The organism is Algibacter lectus, assembly GCF_004368925.1.
Classification (GTDB): domain Bacteria; phylum Bacteroidota; class Bacteroidia; order Flavobacteriales; family Flavobacteriaceae; genus Algibacter; species Algibacter lectus.
Window position 1 is genome coordinate 266,698 of record NZ_SORL01000010.1, and the last position, 25,703, is coordinate 292,400.

The 25,703-nt window shown below is 34.2% G+C and carries 11 protein-coding genes and 1 other RNA gene; 6 read left to right on the forward strand and 6 right to left on the reverse strand.

Translation table 11 applies throughout. From position 1 onward, the window contains the following. Window positions 1–235: 235 nt before the first annotated feature. The 4 genes from DFQ06_RS14985 to DFQ06_RS15000 all read left to right on the forward strand — a co-directional run bounded on the left by DFQ06_RS14985 (window position 236) and on the right by DFQ06_RS15000 (window position 3,918). Entirely contained in the window at window positions 236–655 is a 420-nt protein-coding gene (locus DFQ06_RS14985) for an RDD family protein (RefSeq protein ID WP_042499670.1), read from the forward strand. Window positions 656–763: 108 nt separating this feature from the next. Beyond that, on the forward strand, window positions 764–3,190 hold the full coding sequence (gene pheT, locus DFQ06_RS14990) for a phenylalanine--tRNA ligase subunit beta (RefSeq protein WP_042499672.1): 2,427 nt from the start codon (window positions 764–766) through the stop codon (window positions 3,188–3,190). A 97-nt stretch (window positions 3,191–3,287) separates the two neighbouring features. Next, entirely contained in the window at window positions 3,288–3,524 is a 237-nt protein-coding gene (locus DFQ06_RS14995) for a putative signal transducing protein (RefSeq protein WP_042504966.1), read from the forward strand. A 112-nt stretch (window positions 3,525–3,636) separates the two neighbouring features. Then, the gene (locus DFQ06_RS15000) at window positions 3,637–3,918 is read left to right on the forward strand and encodes a hypothetical protein (protein WP_052415382.1); all 282 of its coding nucleotides are present in this window, start codon (window positions 3,637–3,639) and stop codon (window positions 3,916–3,918) included. A 263-nt stretch (window positions 3,919–4,181) separates the two neighbouring features. Here DFQ06_RS15000 and DFQ06_RS15005 read toward each other — a convergent pair whose 3' ends face one another. Next, complete coding sequence (locus tag DFQ06_RS15005) at window positions 4,182–5,807, reverse strand: ABC-F family ATP-binding cassette domain-containing protein (protein ID WP_074940531.1); 1,626 nt, start codon at window positions 5,805–5,807, stop codon at window positions 4,182–4,184. Window positions 5,808–6,000: 193 nt separating this feature from the next. Between DFQ06_RS15005 and DFQ06_RS15010 the strand changes: the two genes are divergently transcribed. Then, window positions 6,001–7,425, forward strand: coding sequence for a TlpA family protein disulfide reductase (locus DFQ06_RS15010; protein WP_052415381.1), 1,425 nt, complete (start codon window positions 6,001–6,003; stop codon window positions 7,423–7,425). A gap of 4 nt (window positions 7,426–7,429) precedes the next feature. Here DFQ06_RS15010 and DFQ06_RS15015 read toward each other — a convergent pair whose 3' ends face one another. Continuing rightward, window positions 7,430–8,233: an SDR family oxidoreductase gene (locus DFQ06_RS15015; protein ID WP_133968580.1), complete on the reverse strand. Its 804-nt coding sequence runs from the start codon at window positions 8,231–8,233 to the stop codon at window positions 7,430–7,432. A gap of 149 nt (window positions 8,234–8,382) precedes the next feature. Then, an RNA gene (gene ffs, locus DFQ06_RS15020) (signal recognition particle sRNA small type) lies at window positions 8,383–8,481 on the reverse strand. 88 nt (window positions 8,482–8,569) lie between these two features. On the opposite strand from ffs, the gene DFQ06_RS15025 reads away from it, so the two are divergent. Continuing rightward, complete coding sequence (locus tag DFQ06_RS15025; RefSeq protein WP_074940524.1) at window positions 8,570–9,604, forward strand: glutaminyl-peptide cyclotransferase; 1,035 nt, start codon at window positions 8,570–8,572, stop codon at window positions 9,602–9,604. Window positions 9,605–9,611: 7 nt separating this feature from the next. Here the strand turns inward: DFQ06_RS15025 and DFQ06_RS15030 are convergent, their stop codons facing one another. The 3 genes from DFQ06_RS15030 to DFQ06_RS15040 form a co-directional block, all read right to left on the reverse strand. Continuing rightward, on the reverse strand, window positions 9,612–10,757 hold the full coding sequence (locus DFQ06_RS15030) for an MFS transporter (RefSeq protein ID WP_133968582.1): 1,146 nt from the start codon (window positions 10,755–10,757) through the stop codon (window positions 9,612–9,614). 71 nt (window positions 10,758–10,828) lie between these two features. Beyond that, on the reverse strand, window positions 10,829–11,803 hold the full coding sequence (locus tag DFQ06_RS15035) for a PorP/SprF family type IX secretion system membrane protein (RefSeq protein WP_074940557.1): 975 nt from the start codon (window positions 11,801–11,803) through the stop codon (window positions 10,829–10,831). A 41-nt stretch (window positions 11,804–11,844) separates the two neighbouring features. Continuing rightward, on the reverse strand, window positions 11,845–25,674 hold the full coding sequence (locus DFQ06_RS15040) for a T9SS type B sorting domain-containing protein (protein WP_133968584.1): 13,830 nt from the start codon (window positions 25,672–25,674) through the stop codon (window positions 11,845–11,847). Between the last annotated feature and the right edge of the window lie 29 nt (window positions 25,675–25,703).

A 25,703-nucleotide genomic window follows, 5' to 3' on the forward strand; every position in this document is an offset into this window, starting at 1 on the left:
ATTGTAACAAAAATTAAAACCCAAATACTAATTACAAAAATCTCATTAAGATGAAAAATACCACCAAGAGAAAAACATTAACTCTAATGTCTATTGGAATGCTCGTTATTTCTACGTCGCAAATATTTTCTCAATTTATGGAATTAACGGATTTAATGAAAGGATCCTTAATGGGTCTTGGAATAGGACTCTTACTTACCTCAATGGTTTTTGGGAATTTTAAAAAAATTTAAATATGCAAACAAAATACGCTCCAATATCCACTAGAATAAAAGCCGTTATAATCGATAGTATTGCCATCATCGTTTTAATGTATGCCGCTGTGGAAGTTTTTAATCTTTTTGAAAGTATTCCAAATTATATAAGAATATCTGTTTTTGTTAGTCTATTTATCCTTTACGAACCTCTTCTAGTTTCCATTTTTGGCGCAACTTTAGGTCATTTTTTCAATGATATTGTAGTAAAACAAGAAGCTAACGAGAATAGAAACATCAACTTCCTCATTGCTATAATTCGTTTTATGACTAAATCACTTTTAGGTTGGGTGTCATTACTAACCGTTAACAGCAATTCAAAAAAGAAAGCCATTCATGATTACGTAGCTCAATCTGTTGTGCTTCCATATAAACCAAATAAAAAAGCATCTACCTCATAAAATTTTTATCTTAAACAATTTCACATTTTCCGTCAACAATTCACAACCCTTTGCTTGAAAGCTAAGCACAAATATTTTATCTTTGCTCGCTTAATACGAAAATGATTTATGAAGATTTCATATAACTGGTTAAAGCAATTTTTAAATACAGATTGGACTCCAGAACAAACTAGCGAATTACTTACCGATTTAGGACTTGAAGTTGAAGGTATAGAAGCCTATCAATCTGTAAAAGGAGGATTAGAAGGTGTTGTAGTTGGCGAGGTTTTAACCTGCGTAAAGCACCCAAATGCCGATAAATTAAATATTACCACCGTAGATATTGGTTTAGATGGCCCTGTACAAATTGTTTGTGGCGCACCAAATGTTGCAGCCGGACAAAAAGTACCTGTAGCAACTATAGGAACCACTTTGTATTCTGAAGAAGGTGAAGCATGGACCATTAAAAAAGGAAAAATTAGAGGCGAAGAAAGTTTCGGGATGATTTGTGCTGAAGATGAACTTGGCTTAGGAAAATCTCACGACGGTATTTTAGTTTTAGATGAAACTTTAAAAGTAGGTACGCCTGCAGCCGATATTTTCGATATTGAAAACGATCAAGTTTTTGAAATTGGATTAACACCAAACCGTGCCGATGCCATGAGCCACTATGGAACTGCTCGTGATTTAAAAGCCGGATTAATTCAAAAAGATGTTAACTTAGAACTTATTACGCCATCAGTTAGTGCTTTTCACGTAGAGAACCGCACGCTTAAAATGGATATTGATGTACAAGATAAAGAATTAGCACCTCGCTATTGTGGTGTTACAATTTCTGGTATAAAAGTACAAGAATCTCCAACTTGGCTGCAACACCGCTTAAAAGCTATTGGTTTAAGCCCAATAAATAATATTGTTGATGCTACTAATTACGTTTTACACGAATTAGGCCAACCACTTCACGCCTTTGATGCCGCTAAAATAGCAGGAAATAAAGTTGAAGTGAAAACCTTACCAGCTGGAACAAAATTCACAACACTTGATGGCGTAGAACGTGAATTACATGAAGATGATTTAATGATTTGTGATGCTGAAAAACCAATGTGTATTGCTGGTGTTTTTGGCGGATTAAATTCAGGAGTTTCAGAACATACTACAAGTATCTTTTTAGAAAGTGCTTATTTTAACCCAGTAAGTGTTCGTAAAACAGCAAAAAGACATGCATTAAACACCGATGCTTCTTTTAGATTCGAACGTGGAATAGACCCTAATATTACAGGTTACGCCTTAAAACGCGCGGCTTTATTAATTCAAGAATTAGCTGGCGGAGAAATTACCAGCGATATTATTGATTTCTACCCAAAGAAAATTCAAGATTTTGAGGTGCGTTTAAGCTTTGAAAATGCCGAAAAATTAATTGGAGAAGAAATTCCGAAGGAAACTATAAAACGCATTCTTACGTCTTTAGATATTAAAGTTAATAATGTTACCGAAACTGGATTAGGTTTAACCGTACCAGCATACCGAAATGATGTGCAACGTGAAGCTGATATTATAGAAGAAATTTTACGTGTTTACGGATATAACAATGTAAAAACAACCGAAAAACTTAACGCTTCTATTTCTGCAACATCTCGTTTTGAGGATTATAAAATTCAAAATGTAGTAGGGAATCAATTAGCATCACAAGGGTTTTTCGAAATACTTTCTAACTCGCTAACCACGCCTAATTATGCTGCTTTAAGCGAGCAATTAAAAGAAGAGCACAACATTACCATGTTAAACCCATTGAGTAATGATTTATCTGTAATGAGACAATCTTTATTGTTTTCAGGTTTAGAAGCTATTTCTTTTAACATTAATAGAAAACGTGGAGATTTAAAACTTTTTGAATTTGGTAAAACATATCATGGTTTTCAAGATAAACGTGAAGAATTTAAGCATCTAGCTGTATTCTCAACAGGAAACCAATCTCAAGACAATTGGATTTCACCTAACCAGAAAAGCGATTTCTTTTTTATGAAAGGAAGCATTGTTTCTATTTTAGAACGTTTAGGTATTTCTAGGTTTAATGAAGCACCAACTAAAAACGATTTAATAAGTGAAGGTATAAGCCTAGGTTTAGGAAAAACCACTTTAGTAGATTTCGGGTTAGTTAAAAAACAAGTTTTAAAACATTTTGACATTAACCAAGATGTTATTTTTGCCGATTTTAACTGGGATGCTATTTTAGACGTAGTTAAGCGCAATAAAATTACTTTTAAAGCCATTACTAAGTATCCTGAAGTAAAGCGTGATTTCGCCTTATTATTGGATGATAACGTAACTTTTGAGTCTATTTATAAATTAGCGAAACAAAGCGAAAAACAATTACTAAAATCTGTAAATCTTTTTGACGTTTACCAAGGAAAAAATCTTCCTAAAGGAAAAAAGAGTTATGCGGTGAGTTTTACACTTCAAGATGAAAATAAAACGCTAACCGATAAGCAAATTGATAAAATAATGAACAAACTGCAATCGAGTTTTGAAAGACAACTTGGTGCAGAATTAAGATAGTTAAACACCTGTTAAATATTAAAAGTCGGCCATGGCCGGCTTTTTTTGTGTTTAAAAATGTTGTATATTTAGTTAGAACATTAAACTAAATAATATTATGACAGATTCAAACTATATAAAAGTATTCAGTGGAGATTTTATTGTTGTAAAACGAATTATTTCCGATTTAGAAAACGAAAACATTACTGCTGTAATTAAAGACGAGACCGAATCTGCTAGATTAGCTGGTTTCGGGGCATCGGTATATGGACATCAAGATATTTACGTGCACAAAGACGAACTAGCAAAAGCGACGTCTATTATTGAAAATACAAACTTAGAAATAGAACCTTAACATAACTGTTGGCGCACACAAATAAACTTAACTGATTTTTAACGCTTTACAACTTTCATTGCATTCTATTATTTACTATATTGTAGGAATAAACTTTTAAAAACAAACTAAAATGAAAAACTACATTAAAGTATTTACAGGAAATCTCAATGATGTACAGCGGGTTTACAATGATTTAGCAGAACTAAACATTTGCGCTGTAATTAGAGCCAAATCTAAGTTTGAACGTATTAATTATCCAGGAGATCTAAACCAAACCATACAGGATATTTTAGTACACCAAGACGAAATTGATCGTGCAACGGAAGTTATTGATAATTTAATGGGTAAAAATGCTTCTGCAATAGCCAGAGGTACCAATACTAAACCAAATCGTAATAAACATTATGCTTAATGCCTAATTAATTATTTTGGTTTTTCATTTTTAGAATTTTTATCTCAACTAAACACAAAAAATTTGGTTTTAAGTACAACAGATTAAAACCACAATGACTTACCACGACCCAAAGGACTTTTATTTTTAAAGGTCCTTTTTTTTATGCCTATAAATGAAAAACAGAAGTAGGCAGCGCTTCATTTTTAAGTAAAAAAAAAGTTTATTGAAACTAGGTTTTCAATAAACTTTAATCACAATTTACATAAAGGTAGCTTAAATATTTAAGCTTTTACCGTGTACATTTTATCACGTAATTCCTTAATTTTCTTGTCTTGCATATATTCATCAAAAGTAGTGTAACGATCTATAACACCATTTGGAGTTAACTCCACTACTCTGTTAGCAACGGTTTGCGCAAACTCGTGATCGTGTGTTGTAAACAACATAGATCCTTTAAAGTTTTTAAGTGAATTATTAAACGCTGTAATACTTTCTAAATCTAAGTGGTTTGTAGGCTCGTCTAGCATTAACACGTTAGCACGTACCATCATCATTCTACTAAGCATACAACGCACTTTTTCTCCTCCAGATAATACGTTTGATTTTTTAAGCGCTTCTTCTCCACTAAAAATCATTTTACCTAGAAAACCACGAATATGTACTTCTTCACGTTCTTCTTCTGTAGTTGCCCATTGGCGTAACCAATCTACTAATGATAAATCGTTTTCAAAAAACTCACTATTATCTAACGGTAAATAAGATTGCGTGGTTGTTACACCCCAAGCAAATTCACCAGCATCAGCTTTTTCATTGTTATTTATAATTTGATAAAATGCTGTTGTTGCTCTAGAATCTCTAGAGAACACAACTACTTTATCGCCTTTAGCTAAGTTTAAGTCAATATCTTTAAAAAGCAATTCTCCTTCTAACGATGCTGTTAAGCCTTCAATATTTAAAATTTGATCTCCAGCTTCTCTTTCGCGCTCAAAAATAATAGCTGGATAACGACGACTTGTACGTCTAATATCTCCAATATTTAATTTTTCAATCATTTTCTTTCTACTGGTTGCTTGTTTACTTTTTGCAACGTTGGCAGAAAAACGACGTATAAACTCTTCTAATTCTTTTTTCTTCTCTTCGGCCTTTTTGTTTTGTTGTGCATGTTGGCGTGCTGCTAATTGAGACGACTCATACCAAAATGTATAGTTACCTGAGTAGTGATTTATTTTTCCGAAGTCAATATCAGAAATATGTGTACAAACTGCATCTAAAAAGTGTCTATCATGCGATACTACAATCACACAATTATCATAATTAGCTAAAAAGTTTTCTAACCAAGAAATAGTTTCGTAATCCAAATCATTGGTAGGCTCATCCATAATAAGCACATCTGGATTTCCAAATAAAGCTTGTGCTAGTAATACACGTACTTTTTGTTTACCATCCAAATCGGCCATTAAAGTATAATGAAATTCTTCTTTAATCCCTAAATTAGAAAGCATAGAGGCAGCATTGCTATCTGCATTCCAACCATCCATTTCTTCAAACTGCACCTGAAGTTCACCAATTTTCTCAGCATTTTCATCTGTATAATCGGCATATAGTGCATCAATTTGAGTTTTAATGTCGAATAGAGGTTTATTCCCCATTAAAATAGTTTCTAACACTGTGCTCTCATCATATAAGTTGTGGTTTTGTTCTAAAACCGACATACGCTTACCTGCCTCTAAAGAAACATGCCCAGAGGTTGGTTCCATTTTACCCGAAATGATCTTTAAAAAAGTAGATTTTCCCGATCCGTTTGCACCAATAATACCATAGCAATTGCCATTATTGAATGTAGTGCTCACTTCATCAAATAGAATACGTTTTCCGAATTGAACAGAAAGATTTGAAACTGATAACATAGAGTTGTTTATTTTTTTGCAAAAGTAGAAAAATTCATTGGTAAGAAGAAACTTCGAAGCCCTATTTTTTAACTCAACATCTTGTTTAATCTATTATAAGTCTAAATAACTTTTAACAACGCATTAACAGCAGATTATAAAAACAAGACATACTTTTGTTGTACAAACACTTTACCTAATTAAGGATTTTTACATGAGAGTATTATTTTCAATATTATCAATTGTACTTCTAATATCAAGCTGCAAAAATAGCGCTCACAACGAGAGCGATGATTTTGCCTATATTGGAGGTGAAATTATAAATCCTACTGAAAACACCATTATTCTAGAGAGTAAAAACAAAACTATTGACACTATTAAGCTCGATGGACGAAATCGTTTCTTTTACAAAATAGATAACTTCTACCCAGGTATTTACACGTTTAGACACGGTAGCGAATATCAAATGATTATGTTAGAACCTAATGATAGTTTACTATTTAGGTTAAATACTTTTGATTTTGATGAATCGCTAGTTTATACAGGTCGTGGCGCAAAGCAAAACAATTTTTTACTTAACGAGTTTTTAGAAAACAAAAAAACAGAACAAGCCGTTCGTAGATTTAGATCACTAAATCCTCAAGCTTTTACTTCTAAACTAGATTCTATAAAACAATCTCAAATTGCACAATTCAAAAAGTTCAAAAAGAAGAACGATGTTAGTGATGCTTTCGAGAATTTAATTTTACAACACATTAATTACTCATATTACGCGAGTAAAGAAACTTACCCATTTAGAAGTAATAGAAATCAAATAGAAGAAATTTTTAAAACACTACCTAAAGATTTTTATGCTTATAGAAATAATATAGATTATAATAATGCTAAACTAAAAGACTTTATTGCTTATAAATGGTTTTTAAAATCGAATGTTAGCAACCTTGCGCTCAACGAGCATATGGACCATTGCAACAAAGACGACTTTAAAAAAGGTCGCTCGCTTTGTTTTAACCTAGATAGACTAAAACAAATAGACAGTTTAATTTCCGATAAAGGTTTAAAAGAAGAATTGCTATACCATTACACGGTTAAATTTTTATCTTTAAGTGATGATACTGACGAAACCAATACCATTCTTAAAAATTATTTAGCTAAAACTGAAAATGTTAAAGGCAAAAAAATGATTATCAATTTTGCCGAAGCTGTTAGCAAGTTAAATGCTGGAAACAGTTTACCTAATCTGGATATTGTAGATTATAAAAACAACTCTAAAGATTTAAGCGATTTGGTTAATGGCACAACGGTAATTACGTTTTGGTCTAATACGTATTACGATCATTTTAAAAGCAGCCATCACAAGTTAAACCGATTAAAATCAAAATATCCAGAAGTAACATTTGTAAGTATCAATATTGACAGCTATAATGTAAACAAGGCAAAACGCGCATTACAATCTAATGGCTTTGTGAGCGGTAATGAATACTTCTTTAAATCGCCAAAACTAGCTACAGAAGCTTTAGCTATTCACCCTATGACAAAAACCTTCATTATCAATAAAAATAAGAAGATTGTTAATGGGAATACTAATATTTTTTATGGTAAGTTTGAAGAGCAACTTGTTGGGTTACTTAACAAATAAGTTTCTATAATTTATAGTGATTCATTAGCATTTTTTCATAAACCTTATCCGGAAGAATACGCTTCAATACAATAGAAAATTTCTGCATAAACACCCCCACTTTGTAATGTATTTTAGGGTTTTTAGTATTGATAATATTAAAAACTGCCTGAGCCATTTCCCCTGGGTCACTTCCACCTTCAACATGAGAGTCCATTAAGCTTAATGTATCGCCATAAGGCTTTTTGTAAGGTGAATTTTCTAATAATGGCGCATGATATCTACCCGCAGCAATATTAGTTGCAAAATCACCAGGAGCAACATTAGTCATTTTAATATTAAAATCCTTTAACTCCATCCTGAAAGCTTCAGTAATTAATTCTAAAGCACCTTTACTCGCACTATAAACGCCACGATAAGGTAAACCCATATAGCCCGCTATAGAGGTTACATTTATAATTAAGCCTGCATTTTGCTTTCTCATCTGTGGTAAAACCGCTTTTATCACATTTATAGGTCCGAAGAAATTAGTGTCAAAATTATTTTTAATTTCTGCATCCGGAATTTCTTCAATAGGTCCTGTAATTCCAGCACCCGCATTATTAACCACAACATCTAGTCTGCCCTCTTTCTCAATAATTGTAGAAACGGTTTCTAAAATAGTTTGGTTGTCTTTTACATCTAAAGCCAAAATAGGGAATTTACTTTCCTTATATTTTTCTGGATTTCTGCTGGTTCCATAAACAATAAATCCTCTTGTTTTTAAAAACTCACCAATAGATTTACCTATTCCCGAAGAACCTCCTGTAATTAATACAACTTTAGACATAATTTTTAGAATGATATTATGAGTACAAAATTAACAATGAATTTTAATATACCGCTTAATTTACAAGATAGTTTTAAAATGAAGAAACGCTTTAAAACTAAAAAATCTCGATAAGCATAAGCTTTCAAGATTTCAGTTTATTATATAAAAAAAGGCAAGCTACCTACATCACACTGCTACAACCATTTACCTTTGCTGCGTTCCCGCCCTGGAGGATTCAACAGGAGCTAGTTGTGTAGGACTTGCCGGGTGCAAATATACAACCTTTTAAAAAATTCACAATATTTTTTTACTCTGATTTTAAATAAATATCTTGCTTAAAATTTAAAGCTCAAAATGAAAACATTCAAACACTTAACAATCATATTTTTAAGCACAATTATTATTGCTTGCGGATCTAATAACGGACTCAAAAAAAATGATTTCAGCGTCATAACAAACGCCAAAAAAGGCAATATTTCAGTAAATGAGACTCTAAAACTAAGTTTAGAAAACAAAAAAAGTCATAAAATCGATTCCGTTTCTTATACATTAGATGGCAAACAAATTGATAACAATTTCGATTTAAGCAATTTTAAACTAGGAAAGCAAACTGTAGAAGCTACTGTTTACTTTAATGGCGAAAAGCAAACGATTACGACATCGGTTACTATTTTGAATAATGAATCTCCAAAAATATTTACTTATAATATTTTAAATGAATATCCACATGACATTACATCTTACACGCAAGGTTTAGAATTTTACAAGGATACACTTTACGAAAGTACAGGTCAACACAAAGAATCTAAACTTAGAAAAGTAGATTACAAAACAGGAAAAGTATTTAAAAACATCAATTTAGCCGATGAGTTTTTTGGTGAAGGTTTAACCGTACTTAACGATAAAGTTTACCAATTAACATGGCAAAAAGGAACAGGTTTTGTTTACGATGCCAATACCTTTGAGAAATTAAACAGCTTTAAATACGCTAACAGTAAAGAAGGTTGGGGATTAACACACAACGACAAATCGATTTATAAAAGTGATGGTACCGAAAAAATATGGTTATTAAACCCTGAAACTTTAGTTGAAGAAGAATATATACAAGTATTTACCAATAAAGGTAAAATTATCGGCATCAACGAAATGGAATGGATTGATGGTAAAATTTTCGCAAACCGTTATCAAAAAGATGGTGTAGCTATTATTAACCCAAAAAACGGTGCTGTAATAGGTGTAATAGACTTTTCTCCATTAAAGAAGCTTGTAACCCAACACGATGGTTTAGATGTTTTAAATGGCATTGCTTACAACCCTAAAACTAAAACCATATTTGTAACAGGTAAACGTTGGGATAAATTATTCGAAATAGAAATTGTAGAGAAATAATAACTTATTACGATTCTACTTTTTCTTCAAATCGAAATAGTGCAAAAGCTACTGGAATAAACAGTAAACCAACCACTATAAAGAGCCCAAAAGCATTTTTTAAGCCAAAAGCATGCGCTAAATAACCAATTAATGGCGGCCCGATAAGCATTCCTGCAATGGCGTAGGTTGTTATTATTGAAATTGCCATGCCTGGTGAATATTTTTTAGAACTTCCCGCTAAAGACATGGTAAGCGGAAAAAATGCAGCCGTACCAAAACCAACTAAAAAGAAACCAAATAAAGCGGTCCAGAACTTAGGTAATAACACTGCCATAGAAATACCTATGACAATTAAAGTACTGCTTAAAAGGTAGGTTTTTAAAACACCTATTCGGGTTACCAACTTATCTGAAAAGAAACGAGATAATGCCATGGTTGTCATAAACATTAAATAACCATAAGTAAAAACATCTTCCTTTAGAACTTCTTTAAAGTAAACACCACTCCAGTCGAACATGCCACCTTCGCAAATGGCTGCAAAGAAGACAATAATACCCAAACACATAATATATGGATCAGGTTTACTCATTATCAATTTATTCCCTGAAGGTGCTTTATCATTTTTTAAAGTGAATTTGTAAGTTGCTAGAGCCACAGTTATTGTAAAAATGGCTATGCTCAATAAGTGAGTTCCAATAGGCACTTCAAACTTCACCATTAAAGTCGAAAATAAAACCCCAAACAGACCTCCTGTGCTCCAAAGCCCGTGAAAAGCTCCTACTACCCGCTTTTCAAATTTCTTCTGTAAAGTGATGGATTGTGTGTTTATAGAAATATTCAAAATCCGTAAGCAAAATGCAAAACTAGAAATAGCCAAAACCAAACCTATTGTTGTGGTTGCAAACCCTATCATTGCCAATGATATTGAAAAAAATACAAAGGCAAATATTAACGGAACACGGCTATCAAATTTAGAAACTAACCAACCTGATATAGGTAAACCAATTAAAGAACTTATTGGCATAGCGATAAGTATGGTTCCAAGTTCGGCTTCGTTTAAATTAAAAAACGTTTTTATGGTAGGAATTCGTGATGCCCAAGAAGCAAAACAAATTCCTGATAAAAAAAAGTAAACACTTAAAGCTATACGCTGTTTAGCTCGTAATTCCATTCTAAAAATATTACATTTTTGAAGCTACAAAAGTAGTGTAACATTTTATGATTTAAACAACGTTTAATGCATTACTTATGCACAGCACTTTGCGTACAAGGGCAATTGCTTATACCTTGTAGAAAATCTAAACCAATAGTAATTACATGCGTTCCTGAGTTATAAGACGACAACCCATTCATGGTTACTTGGTACGAATACCCAAAATAAAATATATTCTTTTTAAAACCAGCCATTGGTCCAATATTCAAAGGTTTCATTAATTGATCGTTAAGAAAACGGTATGAAATACCGGCCCAATAATAGTCTTCATTTCTACTAAACTTACGCATTTTGAAGTTGATATCAGTTGCAGAACGTTTATCACTTGCAAACATTTGATAAAAAATTGAAGGCTCGAATTCGATGCCACTTTTCTTTGGTCCTTCAAAAGTATATCCTGAATATATTTGATAGTTTAAAAGTAAATTTGGTTCTAACGCTCTAAAATCTTCAATTTGTTTAGCAAGTACATTGTTTGCATTGAAACTTAAAAAGAAACCATGATTACGATATAAAGCACCAACATCGAAGTTTTGATTTGATGTTTTTCTATCGTCAGTAACAAACGGATCTATTACCGGGTTTTCAATAGTAGTGTTAAACTTATCGACATCAATTCTGAAATTATTAATATTGAAAGAAATACCAAAAGATAAGTATTGCTTAGAATAATAATCTAAAATAAGATGGTGAGCAAACGAGAATTTAGCTCCCGTTTGGATGGTATACCCATTTCTATCATTGTACAAAGACACACCAACACCAGAACGATCGGCAATTCTAAAATCAGCATAAAGCGATTGATTATCGGGTGCATCTTTAATACCAACCCATTGCGTTAAACCATTAGCTCTTAGTCTTAAGTTATCGCCAATTCCTGCATAGGTTGGCGATATTACAAAATCGTTTTCAGCTAAATGTTGCGTAAAAACTGGTAAGTTAAGTTCCTGACTATAAGCGTTTGCAATAACTGTAAGGAATAGATATATAAATATTTTTTTCATTTGAATTTCTTTTGAGCTAAACATTAATAGACTTGTCTTCATTACCTATACAGTGTAAAATGTCCAACAAACTCACGGTTATTTCTACTATGATTAAGTTTTACTACATACCAGTAATCTCCAGAAGGTAGTTCTTTACCATGATATTCTCCGTTCCATTTTTGTCCAGCTTTTAACTTAGCTACCACACGACCATAGCGATCGAAGATATCGAAAGTTAAATCGTTGTAAATTGATGTACAACCTGGTCCCCACTCATCTAAAACACCATCACCATTTGGCGTAAAGTAATTAGTAATACAAACATCAACAAATTCAAAATACAATGTTGCTGTTGCAATACAACCATTTCTATCGGTTACCGTTACCGTGTAATCTCCAGATTCGTAATAAATAAATGAAGTAGCACTACCGAAAGATTCACCGTTTAAAGTAAACTCGTAAGGTGCTTCTCCTCCTGTTGCTGTTGCAACAATTTCATTTAAACCACCAGCCTCTATACCTAATAATAAAGGTTGAATAGCATTAATATCGAAAAGTGCTGTACGCTTGATACAACCATTAGTATGTCTTACATCTATATAATGTCCAAGACCTGCAGGCACATTAGTAAATATGTTACTAGCTTGATATGCACCTCCATCTAATGAGTAGTCTAAATCGGTTAAATCGGTTATGCTTTCGTCTACAGAAACAGTTACTGTATTAGTAGATGCATTGTTTGAACAACCATACTCAACCTCAGCTTCTGGGTTAATTAATACCGCTTCTGGGAATGAAATATTCCATTCAGTTTCACAACCTAAATTATCACGAACATAAACAATATGATCGCCACCACTTAAGTTAGTAAAATCGAATTGTGTTTGAGTTGCTCCTCCTAATGTATAACCAGCAGTAAGATCGTCTAGAACAACGCTATATGGCATTTCGCCACCAACAAGGTCTACACTAAATTCACCATCCATATCACCATCACAAACTTCAGGGAAAGTAGAATTTGGTACAAGACTTAACACAAGAGGTGTAGCATCTTCAACTTCGAAATCTATAATTACAAAACAACCTAATTCATCTTGAACAATAGCTTGGTAAATTCCTGGAGCTAAATCATCGAAAGTAGGATCGTCAAAGAATTGATCTAATCTAGGTGAAATAGCATATTTAATAACACCTGTTCCGCCTGTTGCAGTAATATCTAAAACACCATCATCTGAAGCCGGACATGTTACATCTGACACAACATAACTTACAGTTAAAGGATTTGTAGGTCCTGTAATCGCAACTGGAATACTTGTTTCTAAACAATCTCCACTTTCAACCTCAACTAAATAATTCCCTTCAGTAAGTCCTGTGAAAACACCTGGACTATTTTGAGTTGGCGCTGGAGTAATATCGGTTCCAGAACCATCTTGTAAAGTATAGATATAGTTTCCTAAACCACCTGATGCTGTAGCAATAATAACTCCTGTAGTATCACCAGTACAATTAATAGCTGCATTAGTTGTATCTAAATCTACTTCTAAAGGAGGTAATGCATCTACAGTAATCTCGTTTGATACATTTGCTGTACAGCCGTTTGCATCTCTAACAAAATAAGCATAAACTCCTGGAGCAGCATCGAAAGTAACACTAGATACAAACGTACCTAATACTGTTGCAAAATTACTAGTTTCACTATATTCATAAGCCCCAGTTCCTCCTGATGCACTTAAAGTTAACTCGGCACTATCGATACACGTTGGTGATGTAGATTTTGCTAATACTGCTTCTACTTCTGTAGGTGCTGTAATTATAATATCTGCTGAAGTTTCACTACAACTATAACCATCGGTTACTGTTACATTATAAGTTCCTGCGCCTAATCCTGAGAACGATGTTCCCGTTTGTGGGCCAGATGACGTTACTGTTGGTGAAACCATATTAAGTGTATATGTGTAGTTACTACCTTGTCCGCCTACTGTACTAGTAACCGTTATAGTTGAATTACTATCTCCAAAACAGTTTAGCAAAATAATATCTGCACTCGCTGTTAAATTAATTGGCGTTGGGTTTACTAACAACACATCAATAGAATCTTCACAACCAGAGCTATCTTTTACAGTCACTGTATAATTTCCGGCAACTAAACCAGTAAAATTACTTTCAGCTCCAAACGGTACTACAACCGTTCCGCCTGTATTTGATAACTGGTATTCATAAGCACCTGGCCAACCACCTGTAGCACTTGCAGAAATAGAACCATCGTTATTACCCGTTACACAAGTAATAGCTGTATGTGTTTCTGATATAGCTAAAGCTGCTGTTGGTGCAGTAATAGTAAAGTTTTTATTTACTGTACAAAAAGGTGCATTTGTTAAAGTAGCCGTAATGCTATATGTTCCGGATAAAAGTCCTGAAATATTAACTGGCCCAGCGTTTGTTGCTGTTCCGGTTGTAACCGAATTACCTAAATAATCGAATACCTCATAATTAAATGCTCCTGCATTATCTACCGGAGTAGGTGTTCTATCAATAAATGTAACATCTACACTACCATCATTAGCACTAAAACAAGTAACATCAACTACATTATCTACAGTAAGATCGAATGTATCAGGGTTACTAACATAGTGTACATCTTGTACCATACAACCCGTATCCAAATTAACAACTGTAGCTAAATAATTACCAATTGATAAACCTGTAAAGTTTCCTGTTGTATTCACTTGGCTATAAACTCCGCCGTTTACACTACCAACAACATCTTCTAAAGTGAATTGTAAGTTTGTTGGCGTACCACCTGATGTTGTTACAGAAATTGTAACATCTTCATCATTTGTACATGTAATAGCATTATCAATAGTAATCGTTAAATCATCTAAAGAAATAAATGGATTAACCGAAGCCGAAGTAGAACCTAAACATCCTTTATCATCATATACATTTATTGTGAATGTTCCTCCTAAAGTATTCGTTACTGTGTAAACATTACTAGAATTAGATTGAACAACAACACCATCGGCATCTCTAATAAATTCATAAGTAATAAAATTACCAGAACCACCAGACACACCTGCTACCGTTATTGTTGCATAGTTTGATGTATTTGTATTTGCTATACAAGCAAACTCTTCAACTGTTGGTATTGGAACCACAATAGCAGTTGGCGTACCTACTGATACAATTTCTGTTTCGGTACAACCTCTTCCTGAAGTTACCTCAATTGTATAACTTCCTGTTGGTAAACCTGTAAATACATTTGAGCTTTGCGCAGTTACCGTTGTTGGTCCCGCAATAATAGCGTAAGTGTATAAAGGATTATCATTAGATGCATCTAAATCTACAGTAATAACACCATCGCTATCACCAAGACACGTAACACCTATTGCTGTTGCTGTAAAGCTAACCGGAGTTGCTTGATCTAAATTAACATCAACTGTATTTGTACAGTTGGTTACTGTATCTGTAATAGTTACAGTATAGTTGGTTAAGGCAGCAAGACCTGAAAATGTGTTTCCTGCTTGTGTTATTCCTGCTGAAGGATTAATACTGAATGCATAAGAACCAGAACCACCAGTACCTGATACTGTAATCTCTCCATCGTTTACATTACAACTTGGTAACGCTTCGATAGTAGATGTAACATCTACAACATCGTAAACAGTTATTGGCGTTGCATTTGTAAATGTACAACCGTTACCATCTTTAATAGTTACAAAATACGTTCCTGGATTGTTAACAGAGAATGTTGTACCTGCTTGAAAGCCTTCCCCTATAGAATACTCAAACGGCACAACACCTGTTGGATTGGTTACTGTAAACGAGTAAACATCCCCTGTTAAATTACATTGATTTGATGCTAAAGTTGGAACATCTACCGTTGGTAAAGCATCGGTAGTAATCACAACATCTATAAAATCTGTACAACCGTTGCTATCCATAACCCAAACATCCCAATTTGTGTTTGTTGCTGGGTCTAAAGTAGCGCTTGCACTATTTGTATAATCTCCTGTACTTGGTACCACACCGTCTTCAACAAAAGCATACTGATATGGAGCTGTACCATTACTTGCCGTTACACTTACTTGTGCACCAACATTACAATTTGCATTAATATTAGTTGCTTCTACAAGCGTTAATAAAGCAGGCTCACTAACATTAATAGTTGCTGTACTTGTACAGTTTGTAGCCTCATCGGTAACTATTATAGTTTGGTTACCAACAGACAATCCTGTTAAATTTATAGTAGAACTTGTTTGTCCTGTTACTGCTGTACCTCCATTTATAGTATAACTATAAGTGCTTGCAAAGTTAGCTACTGTAAAATCTACAGCGCCATCGTTTCCAGATGTACAACTAACATCGTCTACTAATAATCCTGATACTGTAATATTAGTAACTGGGTTTATAGTATAAGATTCTGTGTAATAACATCCACTAGCATCGGTAACTGTAAATACATAATCACCAACTGCTAATCCAGAGAAAACACCTGTTCCGTTTGATGCAACACTTGCTGCAGGAGATATAATTTCAAACGTAAATGGAGCAATACCATTTGTTACTGTTAAAGTTACCTCGCTTGTTGTAACATCACAAGTAATAGCTGTTGCAGCAAAATCTAAATCGGTTGGAGCATCTGTTGGAGGCACCACCACATCTATTGAAGTTGCACTAATACAACCATTGGCATCTTTTACAAAAGCTGAAACTGTTCCAGAATTGTAAGTATTAAATGTATTTGTAGATGTATAATTTGCACCACCATCAAAACTGTAAGTATAAGGTGATGTACCACCGCTACCTGTAACAGTTACAATAGCTTGCTGTGTTGCGTTTCCTGCCCCACATGTTAACTCTTGTGTTAAAACTCCAGAACCTGTAACAATTGTAGGTTCTGTAATAGTCACTGAAACTGGAAGGGACTCACAATTTTTGCTATCTCTAACAACAATATCGTAAGATCCTTGGCTTAAATTACTAAATACATTTGAAGCCTGAAAAGCACCACCATCGATACTATATTCAAAAGGTGCTACGCCTCCTGTTGCTGTAACAGTAATACTTCCGTCTGCACCTAGATTACAAGTTACGTTCGTTTCAACTGTAGTTAATGTTGGAATTATTGCATCTTCAACAACAATTACTCCAGATTCTGCGATACAATTTTGTGTATCTGTAACTCTAAATTGATATGTTCCACTTGTAGCTGCCGTGTAAGGCGAACCTGCTATAGCCGCATAACCAGTACTGTTATAATCAACTTCATAGGTATAAGTTCCTGTTCCTCCAGAAGGTGTTAAATCGATAGTAGCACCAGGTGTTACTGTACAATCTATTTCTTTTGAAAGATTAGCATCTAATAAAATTGGTGCGTTTACAACGTAAGTTTGTGTTGCAATACAACCATTTCCATCTTGGACACTTAAAGTATAAGTTCGCGCTGCCGTAATAGTAAAATTAGGACTAGATTGATATGCGCCACCAATGCTGTAAGTTAAAGGTGTAATAGCTGTACCAGTACCTTCAACTAAAGTTATATTAATTGGTGTTCCATCAAAACATTGCGGAGCCACTGTATTTAATGTTGGTTCCGGATCTTTAATAATAGTTTCTTGTTCAAACCTAACACAACCGTAAGCATCTCGCGTATACACATCGTAAACTCCTGCTGCTAATTTAAACGTATTAGAGGTTCCCCAAGCTGTATCATCTACACTACCTCCTGTTAAAACAGTCTGATATTCGTAAGGTGATGTTCCGTCTTTAGCTATAGCTGAAATAATACCCAACTCATTACAAGTTTCATTTTTTGTAGATGAAGCTGTTATGCTTAATTCAATAGCCGATTCTGTAATGTTAAATGAATTTGTAACCACACTACAACCTACGTTAACTCCAACAGTTTCTTCTATAACTATAATATAATTACCAAAATCTAATAGACCTAAATCTGTAACTGTTAAAGTACCATTGGCTGGTACAGTTCCTGTTCCAGATACACCTGTTGTTGTAACAGATTGAGAATTATAAATTTCATAATTAACAATGGTATCAATACCATAAATACTGTTAATATCAAAAGAGACGGTACCATCTGCACTACCTGTACAGGTAATGTTGTTAGGAACAATTGAAGTTGTTGTTAATGATGAGCTTGTTGGCACTGCTGTATCCGATGTTTCATAATAATAACATCCTGTTAATTCATCAAAAACAATAAATGTATAAGTTGCTCCTGGAATTAAACCTGTAAAAGTTGTTTTTTCACTACCAACAGCGTCTTCATCTTGCCATGGTCCACTTGTTGGTGACGTATACACCATCCCTGACCCTTCGTAAATGGCAAAATGGTAAGGTCCGTTACCCGTTAAAAGTGATCCTATCGATACCTCAGCAGTTCCGCCTGTCAAACAATCCGCAGTCGTGTTTATATCAATGTCTAAATTATCTGGTGGAGATGCTACCAATATATTTTGTTCAATTACAGAACAACCATTCGCATCGGTAATTATAATTTCATATAAACCAAAATCTACAACTTCAAAAACCTGACTTGTACCTGGTTGATTAGCTATTTCTACATCGTATCCATTTACACCTGTAACATGGTAAGAATAATTAGCTGTACCACCACTAACTGAATTTATAATAATTTGACCTAAAGAAACACCACCTGCTGCACAAGTAATTGGATCTACATCAAAATCTAAAATAATTGGATCTGGCTGTGCTATATTAATAGCTTCAGTATCCGTACAACCTTTAGCATCGGTTACTGTAATTGTATAATCTCCTGCTGCTAAACCTGAAGTTTGCGTTCCATAATCTGTACCTGTAGTTGTATTAGTTACATTTATTTCAAATGGCGCTAAACCAACCGACGGATCTATAGAAATATCTATTGCCGCAGTTTCTTCCGAAGAACATGCAATATCTTGAGTTTGGGTTACACTTAAAATTACTGGGTCTGTAGCTGGTGTAACTGTAACACTATTTGTTACAATATCACAACTGTTGGCATCTGTTATTCTAAATTGATATGTGCCTGCTGTAGTTGTTGTATAAGGTGAACCTGAAATGGTAGAGTAACTAGCACCACCATCATCACTTACCTCGTAAGTATAAGTTGCATTTCCTCCTGATACTGAAATATCAATAGATGCTTCAACAGGTAAAGAACATGTAAGATCTTCTGTTAATAATACACTTGCACTAAGTGGTGCATAAACATCTGTTGTTGTTGCACTTGTTGCTATACATCCATTACCATCTTTAATTGTGATAGTATAATTTCCTGGAGTATTTACTGTAAATGTAGGACTGGTTTGAAAAGAAGCACCGCCATTAATACTATAAGATAATGGAGCGATTCCTGTACCTGAAACTGTAAACGTAAATCCTGAAGCTGCAGTACATTGGTTAGATACCGCTGGCGCCGTAACTGTTGGACCTGTTTCTGCTATAATGGTAACTGTTGTAAATTCTGTACAACCATTAGCATCTTTAACATACACGTCCCAAATTAAATTGGCTGCCGTACTTGTATTTACAGTAATAACGTTACCACTATTATAATCTGCTGCCGCAGGTATTGCTCCTGTTAAAACTGCCGCATAAGTATAACTTGGTGTTCCGTCATTTGCTGTAACCGTTATTTGTGAATTATAATTATTACAATGTACATTAGTTGCAACTGCAGATAAAGATAAAGGTGTTGCTGGCTCCGTAATGTTAATGGTTTCGGTAGCTGTACAACCCGTAGTTTCATCTGTTACAACAATAGTTTGATTTCCAGCAGGTAAGCCTGTTAGTGTTATTGTTGCATTTGTTTGCGCTGTAAAAGCTGTACCTCCATTAATAGTGTAAGCATAAGTTGAGGCAAATTCCGCTACTGAAAACTGAACACTTCCAGTAGTATCGCCACTACAAAGTACATCGCTTAATTTTAAACCTGTAACGGTAATGTTTGTAACAGGATCGATAGTATAAGATTCTGTATAATAACAACCGTTAACATCTGTTACTCTAAACACATAAGTTCCTGCAGTTAGATTATTAAAAACATTAGATGTTTGTTGTGCTACAATAATTGGTGAAGGAGAAATAGTTTCATATTGTAAAACTCCTACTCCATTGGTAGCCGTTATAGTTGCTGTAGCTTCTGTTGCTAAACACGTAATATCGGTTACTGAAACAGATAAATCTGTTGGAGGGTTTAAAGGTTCAATAGAAATATTTTGAGCTGCTGTTAAACAACCATTAGCATCTTTAACAACATAAGAAAATGTTTGTGTTGTTCCGTTATCATTAATCGTTAATGAATTATTAGATGTAAACGTTGTACCACCATTAAAACTATACTGATAAGGAGATGTTCCCGTTGTTGGAACAGTAATAGTAATTGTGGCATCTTCTTTTGTATTAGTTGCACTACAACTAAACTCCGTTGCATTTGCTGTCGCTGTTAAAGTGGTTGGTTCTGTAATAGTAACACTTACCGTATTTGTACAATCTTTACTATCTTTTACATAAAAACTATAAGTACCAGCCGCTAAACCTGTAAAGGTGTTTGTTGCTGAAAACGTTACATTATCATCACTATAAGTATAACCACCAGATCCTCCTGAGCCTGTTAACTGTAATGATCCATCAGAATTACTGTTGCAAGTAACATTAACTTGAGTAGCTGAAACTGTTGGAGTTGATATCGCATTTACATTAATAACATTAGATGCTACAACACAACCTTCAGAATCGGTTACTTCAAATTGATAAGCACCGGCTATTGCTGTATCTAAGCTAAATGTGTTTCCTGTTAAAGATACCGTTCCTGTACCTTGTAATAAAGCAACTGTATATGGAGCATAACCTTGAGAAATAGTTCCTGAAATTGAAGCTTCTGGAGAAGTTGTACAATCTAATTCTTTTGTTAACTCTACTGCTACAGCTACTTGAGGCGCTATAGTTTCAGCAGGTAAAACAACTGTACATCCGTTAGCATCGCGAACTGTAACTGTATAGCTACCTGGTGCTAAATTGTTAAACGTATTGCTATCTTGATAAACTCCACTTGTAATACTGTATTCATAAGGAGTTTGTCCGCCTGCAGCATCTACAACTAAAGATCCGCCGCTTGTTGGATTATAGCAGAAATTAGAACTCGTACTTATTGTTGCTGTTGGAGCAGTTACACCAGATAGAGTAAGTGTAGTAGTAGCTGTACAATTGTTAGCATCGGTAGCTCTTATTGTATAATCTCCTGCTGAAATATTTGTTAAAATACCATTACTTGGGAAATTAGATACTAAATTTAAAGTTGCTGTTTCTAACAACTCGTAACTATAAGCCGCTGTTCCGCCTGAAGCCGATGCTGTTACTGTAGAACCAGTAATACATGTAATTGGTGTTCCTGAAGCGGTAACTTCAAAAAGCCCTGGCTCAGAAATAGTTTGAGAAAAAGGGAAACTACATGTTTCAAAGCGTATCAGCACATCATAAGTGTCTGCACCTAAACCTGTAATTGTATAAGGAGAAGTCATTTGGGTTGTCCAAGTCGCTCCGTTATCTGTAGAATATTCAAATCCTGTAGTGCTATCAAAATTTTGAGCAGCAATACTAATACTACCATCTGTTGCTCCGTTACAACTTACATTTTCAGATCCTGTTATACTTGCAGAAAAAGCTCTACCTGAATCTACAACAAAAGGAAATTCTACTTCTGTTACACAACTTCTTGGTAATTGATATACGGTAATATCATCAACAGCAACATCATTACCTCCATTTTGTTGCACATTAGATCTTAATATAAATCGTAAACTAGTGTTAGCTCCTGGATCTAATGTAATTGGTGTTTTTGGATACTCTTCCCATTGATTACTTTTTGGTATTTCTCCCGTACTGTAAGAAGAAATTTCATTACCAGATGCATCAATTAAAGCAACTGCTAAATCAGGATTAGCTCCTGATGTCCCTGATCTCAATAGATTTATAGCATAAAACTCAACATTAATAGGTTGATTTGGAATTATATTATCTATGAATTTTTCATAAAGTATTTCAGTTGCAGGTATGCTAGAACCAATATTTACAGCCAAATATCTACCATCTGCAGTTGCCGGTGTCGTCGCTGGTGTATGATCTCCAGGTTGAAGCCAAGTGCCATATGGTCTTACAATTTCAGCTGTAACAGAATAATCTCCATCTTGAATATTAATTTGACCTTTACATTCCGACCCTACTACCTGTCTTTCAAAACAATAATAAGTCGGGTTTATCCCAGGTGAAGAGGTATCTTCACCATATCCAAAGTTTTCATATAATAAATTACTATACGTAGTTACACTTCTTAATTGATAATCTACAGTAATAGTATGAGAACCATTTGGCACATCTAAAAACACAGTTGGATCTGCTGTATTTGTATTTGCTACACCATCTAATAAGTAGTTATAAGTAAACATATCTAACTCTGAGTTGGTAACTGTTACAGTTGCATTGGCTGTACCGTCACAGTTAAATTCAGGTTCAGAAATATCTATGGTTGGATCTACTGGCTCAGGATCTAAAGTGATTTCTGGCATTGCATAAATACAATCATTTGCATCCCTAATATATAATGTATAAGTTCCTGGAGTTACAAAAGCTTCGTTTGAAGTTATCCAACTTCCTTGATTATCAAAACTGTACTCATAAGGAGGTGTTCCGCCTTGTGGATTTGTAATACGTACTTTACCTTCTCCTGAAGGTCCACAACCAGCTAATTCAGACACTCCAGATGATGCTGTTAAAGCATTATCTGGTTGGCTTATTGTAATACTTTCTGGGGTTGAAAAACATTCCGACCCATCGAGAGAGTATTTTAGAATAGCTTCATAATCTCCTGTACTAAGATTTGAAAAAACAGGATTAGTAACGTAAGTAACTCCATTATCAATACTATATTCTAGAGTATATCCATTTGCGTTAGTGACATTAAACTCAATTTCTCCAGTATTATTATTGTAACATAAAATATCGTCATGACTTGTATTGAAAACTGGAGCAGGATTATCTTCTACCGTTATAGACGTCGTGGCAACACAGTTATTAGAATCTACTACTCTAATATCAAAAACACCTGCTGCTGTAAAATCTATAGTTGGAACGGTTTGAAAATCTGTTGCGCCATTTATAAAATAAAAATATGGTGCTGTACCTCCATCTGGATAAATTGTAATTTCACCATCAGAACATGTTAAAGGACTTGTTAACGCAGAAGTTGCTGTTAATAATTCTGGATTAATAATTTCTATAATTTCAGAATGAACACAACCATCTTCCGTAGAAATATTAACAGTATAAAAACCAGGGTTAAGGTTTTCAAACTCATGACTACTATCATTTATTGGCCCAACTCCGTTAATAATGGTAACTCCACTATAAATTGAAAAATTATATTGAGCTCTTACATCGTTAGCAGCAAGAATTACATTTCCTTTTTCACCGTAACAAAGTGGTTGCTCTATAATTACTGAAGTTGTAAAATCACGCTCTCTAATTTGTACATCTGGTACTGTAAAAATACATGGGTTTGGAGACACACCTACTTGTCTAATATAAACCGTATAAATATCTGCTGTTGTTACAGAAAACACATTACTATCTTGATAGTTTGTACCATCAATACTGTATTCGTATCCACTAGGTACACCACCTACTACTATTTCTCCTGCAGTGTTACAATATATATCGCGTGATGATACGTTAGGTTCTAATATATTTTCATAAACATTAAAATAATACTGACTGAAACAACCTCCAGCGTAATTTAAAGTTAATCGGTATTGCCCCGCAGTATCGGCATCAAAATTTGGTCCTGTTTGAACTTGATTCCATGTACAAGAATCACTTTCGTTAGCACAATCTTGATTTGTTACAGCATCACAACTAGCTTCGTTTAATTTTTCCCATATCATGGACGATGTATCGGAAATACCTGTTTGAATTGAAGTTGAATCGTTTGCACCACATAAAAAGATATTTGGTAATTCCTTTCCATCATTCGGACAAACAACAACCTCATCTGCAAATGGAATTACAGGGTTAGTAACCGTTGTTCCAAAATTAACAACTCTAAAAACCTGAGTAATAGATTGACAAGGCGCTACAGCCTCATTATAAACATAGTACGTTCCTGTTTCCGAAACCGTAATAGATTGTGTATTTCCTATAACCGGTGTTAATGATTCACTAGTAGACCATGTATAGTTGTTATAACCATCAGCGGCCACTAACTCAGTAGTGGCTCCACATAAAATAACTTCTTCTTCAAAAACACAATCGTTAATATCTGCAAGAAAATTAGTTGCTGCTGGATTTAATAAACAGCCTGTATTTTCAGAAAAACTAGGATCATCAGAAATTGTAAAAATCGGATTTAACGTTCCTTTATAAGTCGCAAAAGCCTGATTATCAATTAAATTAGAACAAGCATTACTTAATAAACTACAAGTTGCAACTACAGTTACTGCAAATCTAATTTCTTGAACCGGATCGTTTTCTTCTACAGCAGATGGATCTACTCTAAAAAGCAACTCTCTTGTAGCTTCGTTATAACTTTCTACCGAAACCCCTGGCGGTAATAAAGCAAGATCACTAGGGTAATCAAAAACCACATTGGTTGGTAATATATCTCTAATAAAAAGCTCGGTTGCATCATCATTACCAGTATTTTGGAAACCGATAACATAATTTAATTGATCACCAAGTTCTACTATTTGTCCACCAATATTAGCACCGGTATTATCTTCAACAATTTTAGTAAGTACAATTTTTGGTTCAATAATTTCTACAGCCATTGCGAAAAAGTATGGAAAATACGTGTCTCCACCAGTTTCTAGACGTACAACAGCTGAAGTTGCATCATTGGCAATAACAGAATTGGAAGGATTAGGAACAGACAAAATACCTGTATCAAAACCTAAAGTATTAGTACTATTTGGATTCCTGTTATTTACAGGTAAAGCACTTAATTGAGTAACAGAACTATTAAAAAAATTATTTGAAGGACGATCTACTGTGGATAAACTTGATCCATTAAGTCTTAAACGGTCACCTGTAATACGTTTATCCCCTTCTAATGTAGCAAATGCAAAATTAGCTCTTACAGGCGCAGGAGCAGGAACGGTTCTAAACCCACTAATTGAAATATCAGCAAAAGGGTTTTGGGCGGCACTAATGGCACTAAACCCATCGAAACTTGTTATTGATTTACCAGGTAATGTAGGATCTTCATATACGATAAAAAGAGACCAACCTGCTGACTGACCTGTTCCGTTTCCAACATTTTGAGATCTACCTACAGCAGATGATACATTGGCAACCGTATAAGTTCCCAAATCAGATACAGAGCCAAAAGCTGTAACAATACTAGTAACATCGGCATGGCATGCATAAGAATAACTATTACCTCCATCAACAGAACTTGTACCCGCATCAAAAATTACAGTACCTGTAATATCATTATACCCCCCTGTTGGACCTTTAAATTTAACATCTGTTATTGGTTCACTTCCCGGATTAACAGCCGCCCAATACAAATCTGCTCTAACTATACGATAACAATCTGGATTAGGAATAGCCAAATCTGCACTAGACGAACTAAACGTTGATGGATCACTATCAATATCAATATATTGCATATTGACCCTATTATTATATTCAAAATTGTTATTAAATGCATTATTACTCGGACCAAGAATATTATTACCAATTAAAACAATATCACCTTTAACATCTTGATCAAATCGAGATGAAAACGGCACATAGTTTTGGGCAAAGGTTTGCAAACTCAATAAAAATAGCAATATTGCTAAACCTTTGTTTTGATAAGTAGTTTTTTTCATAGGGGGTTATAGTTATTTATCTTCTTATT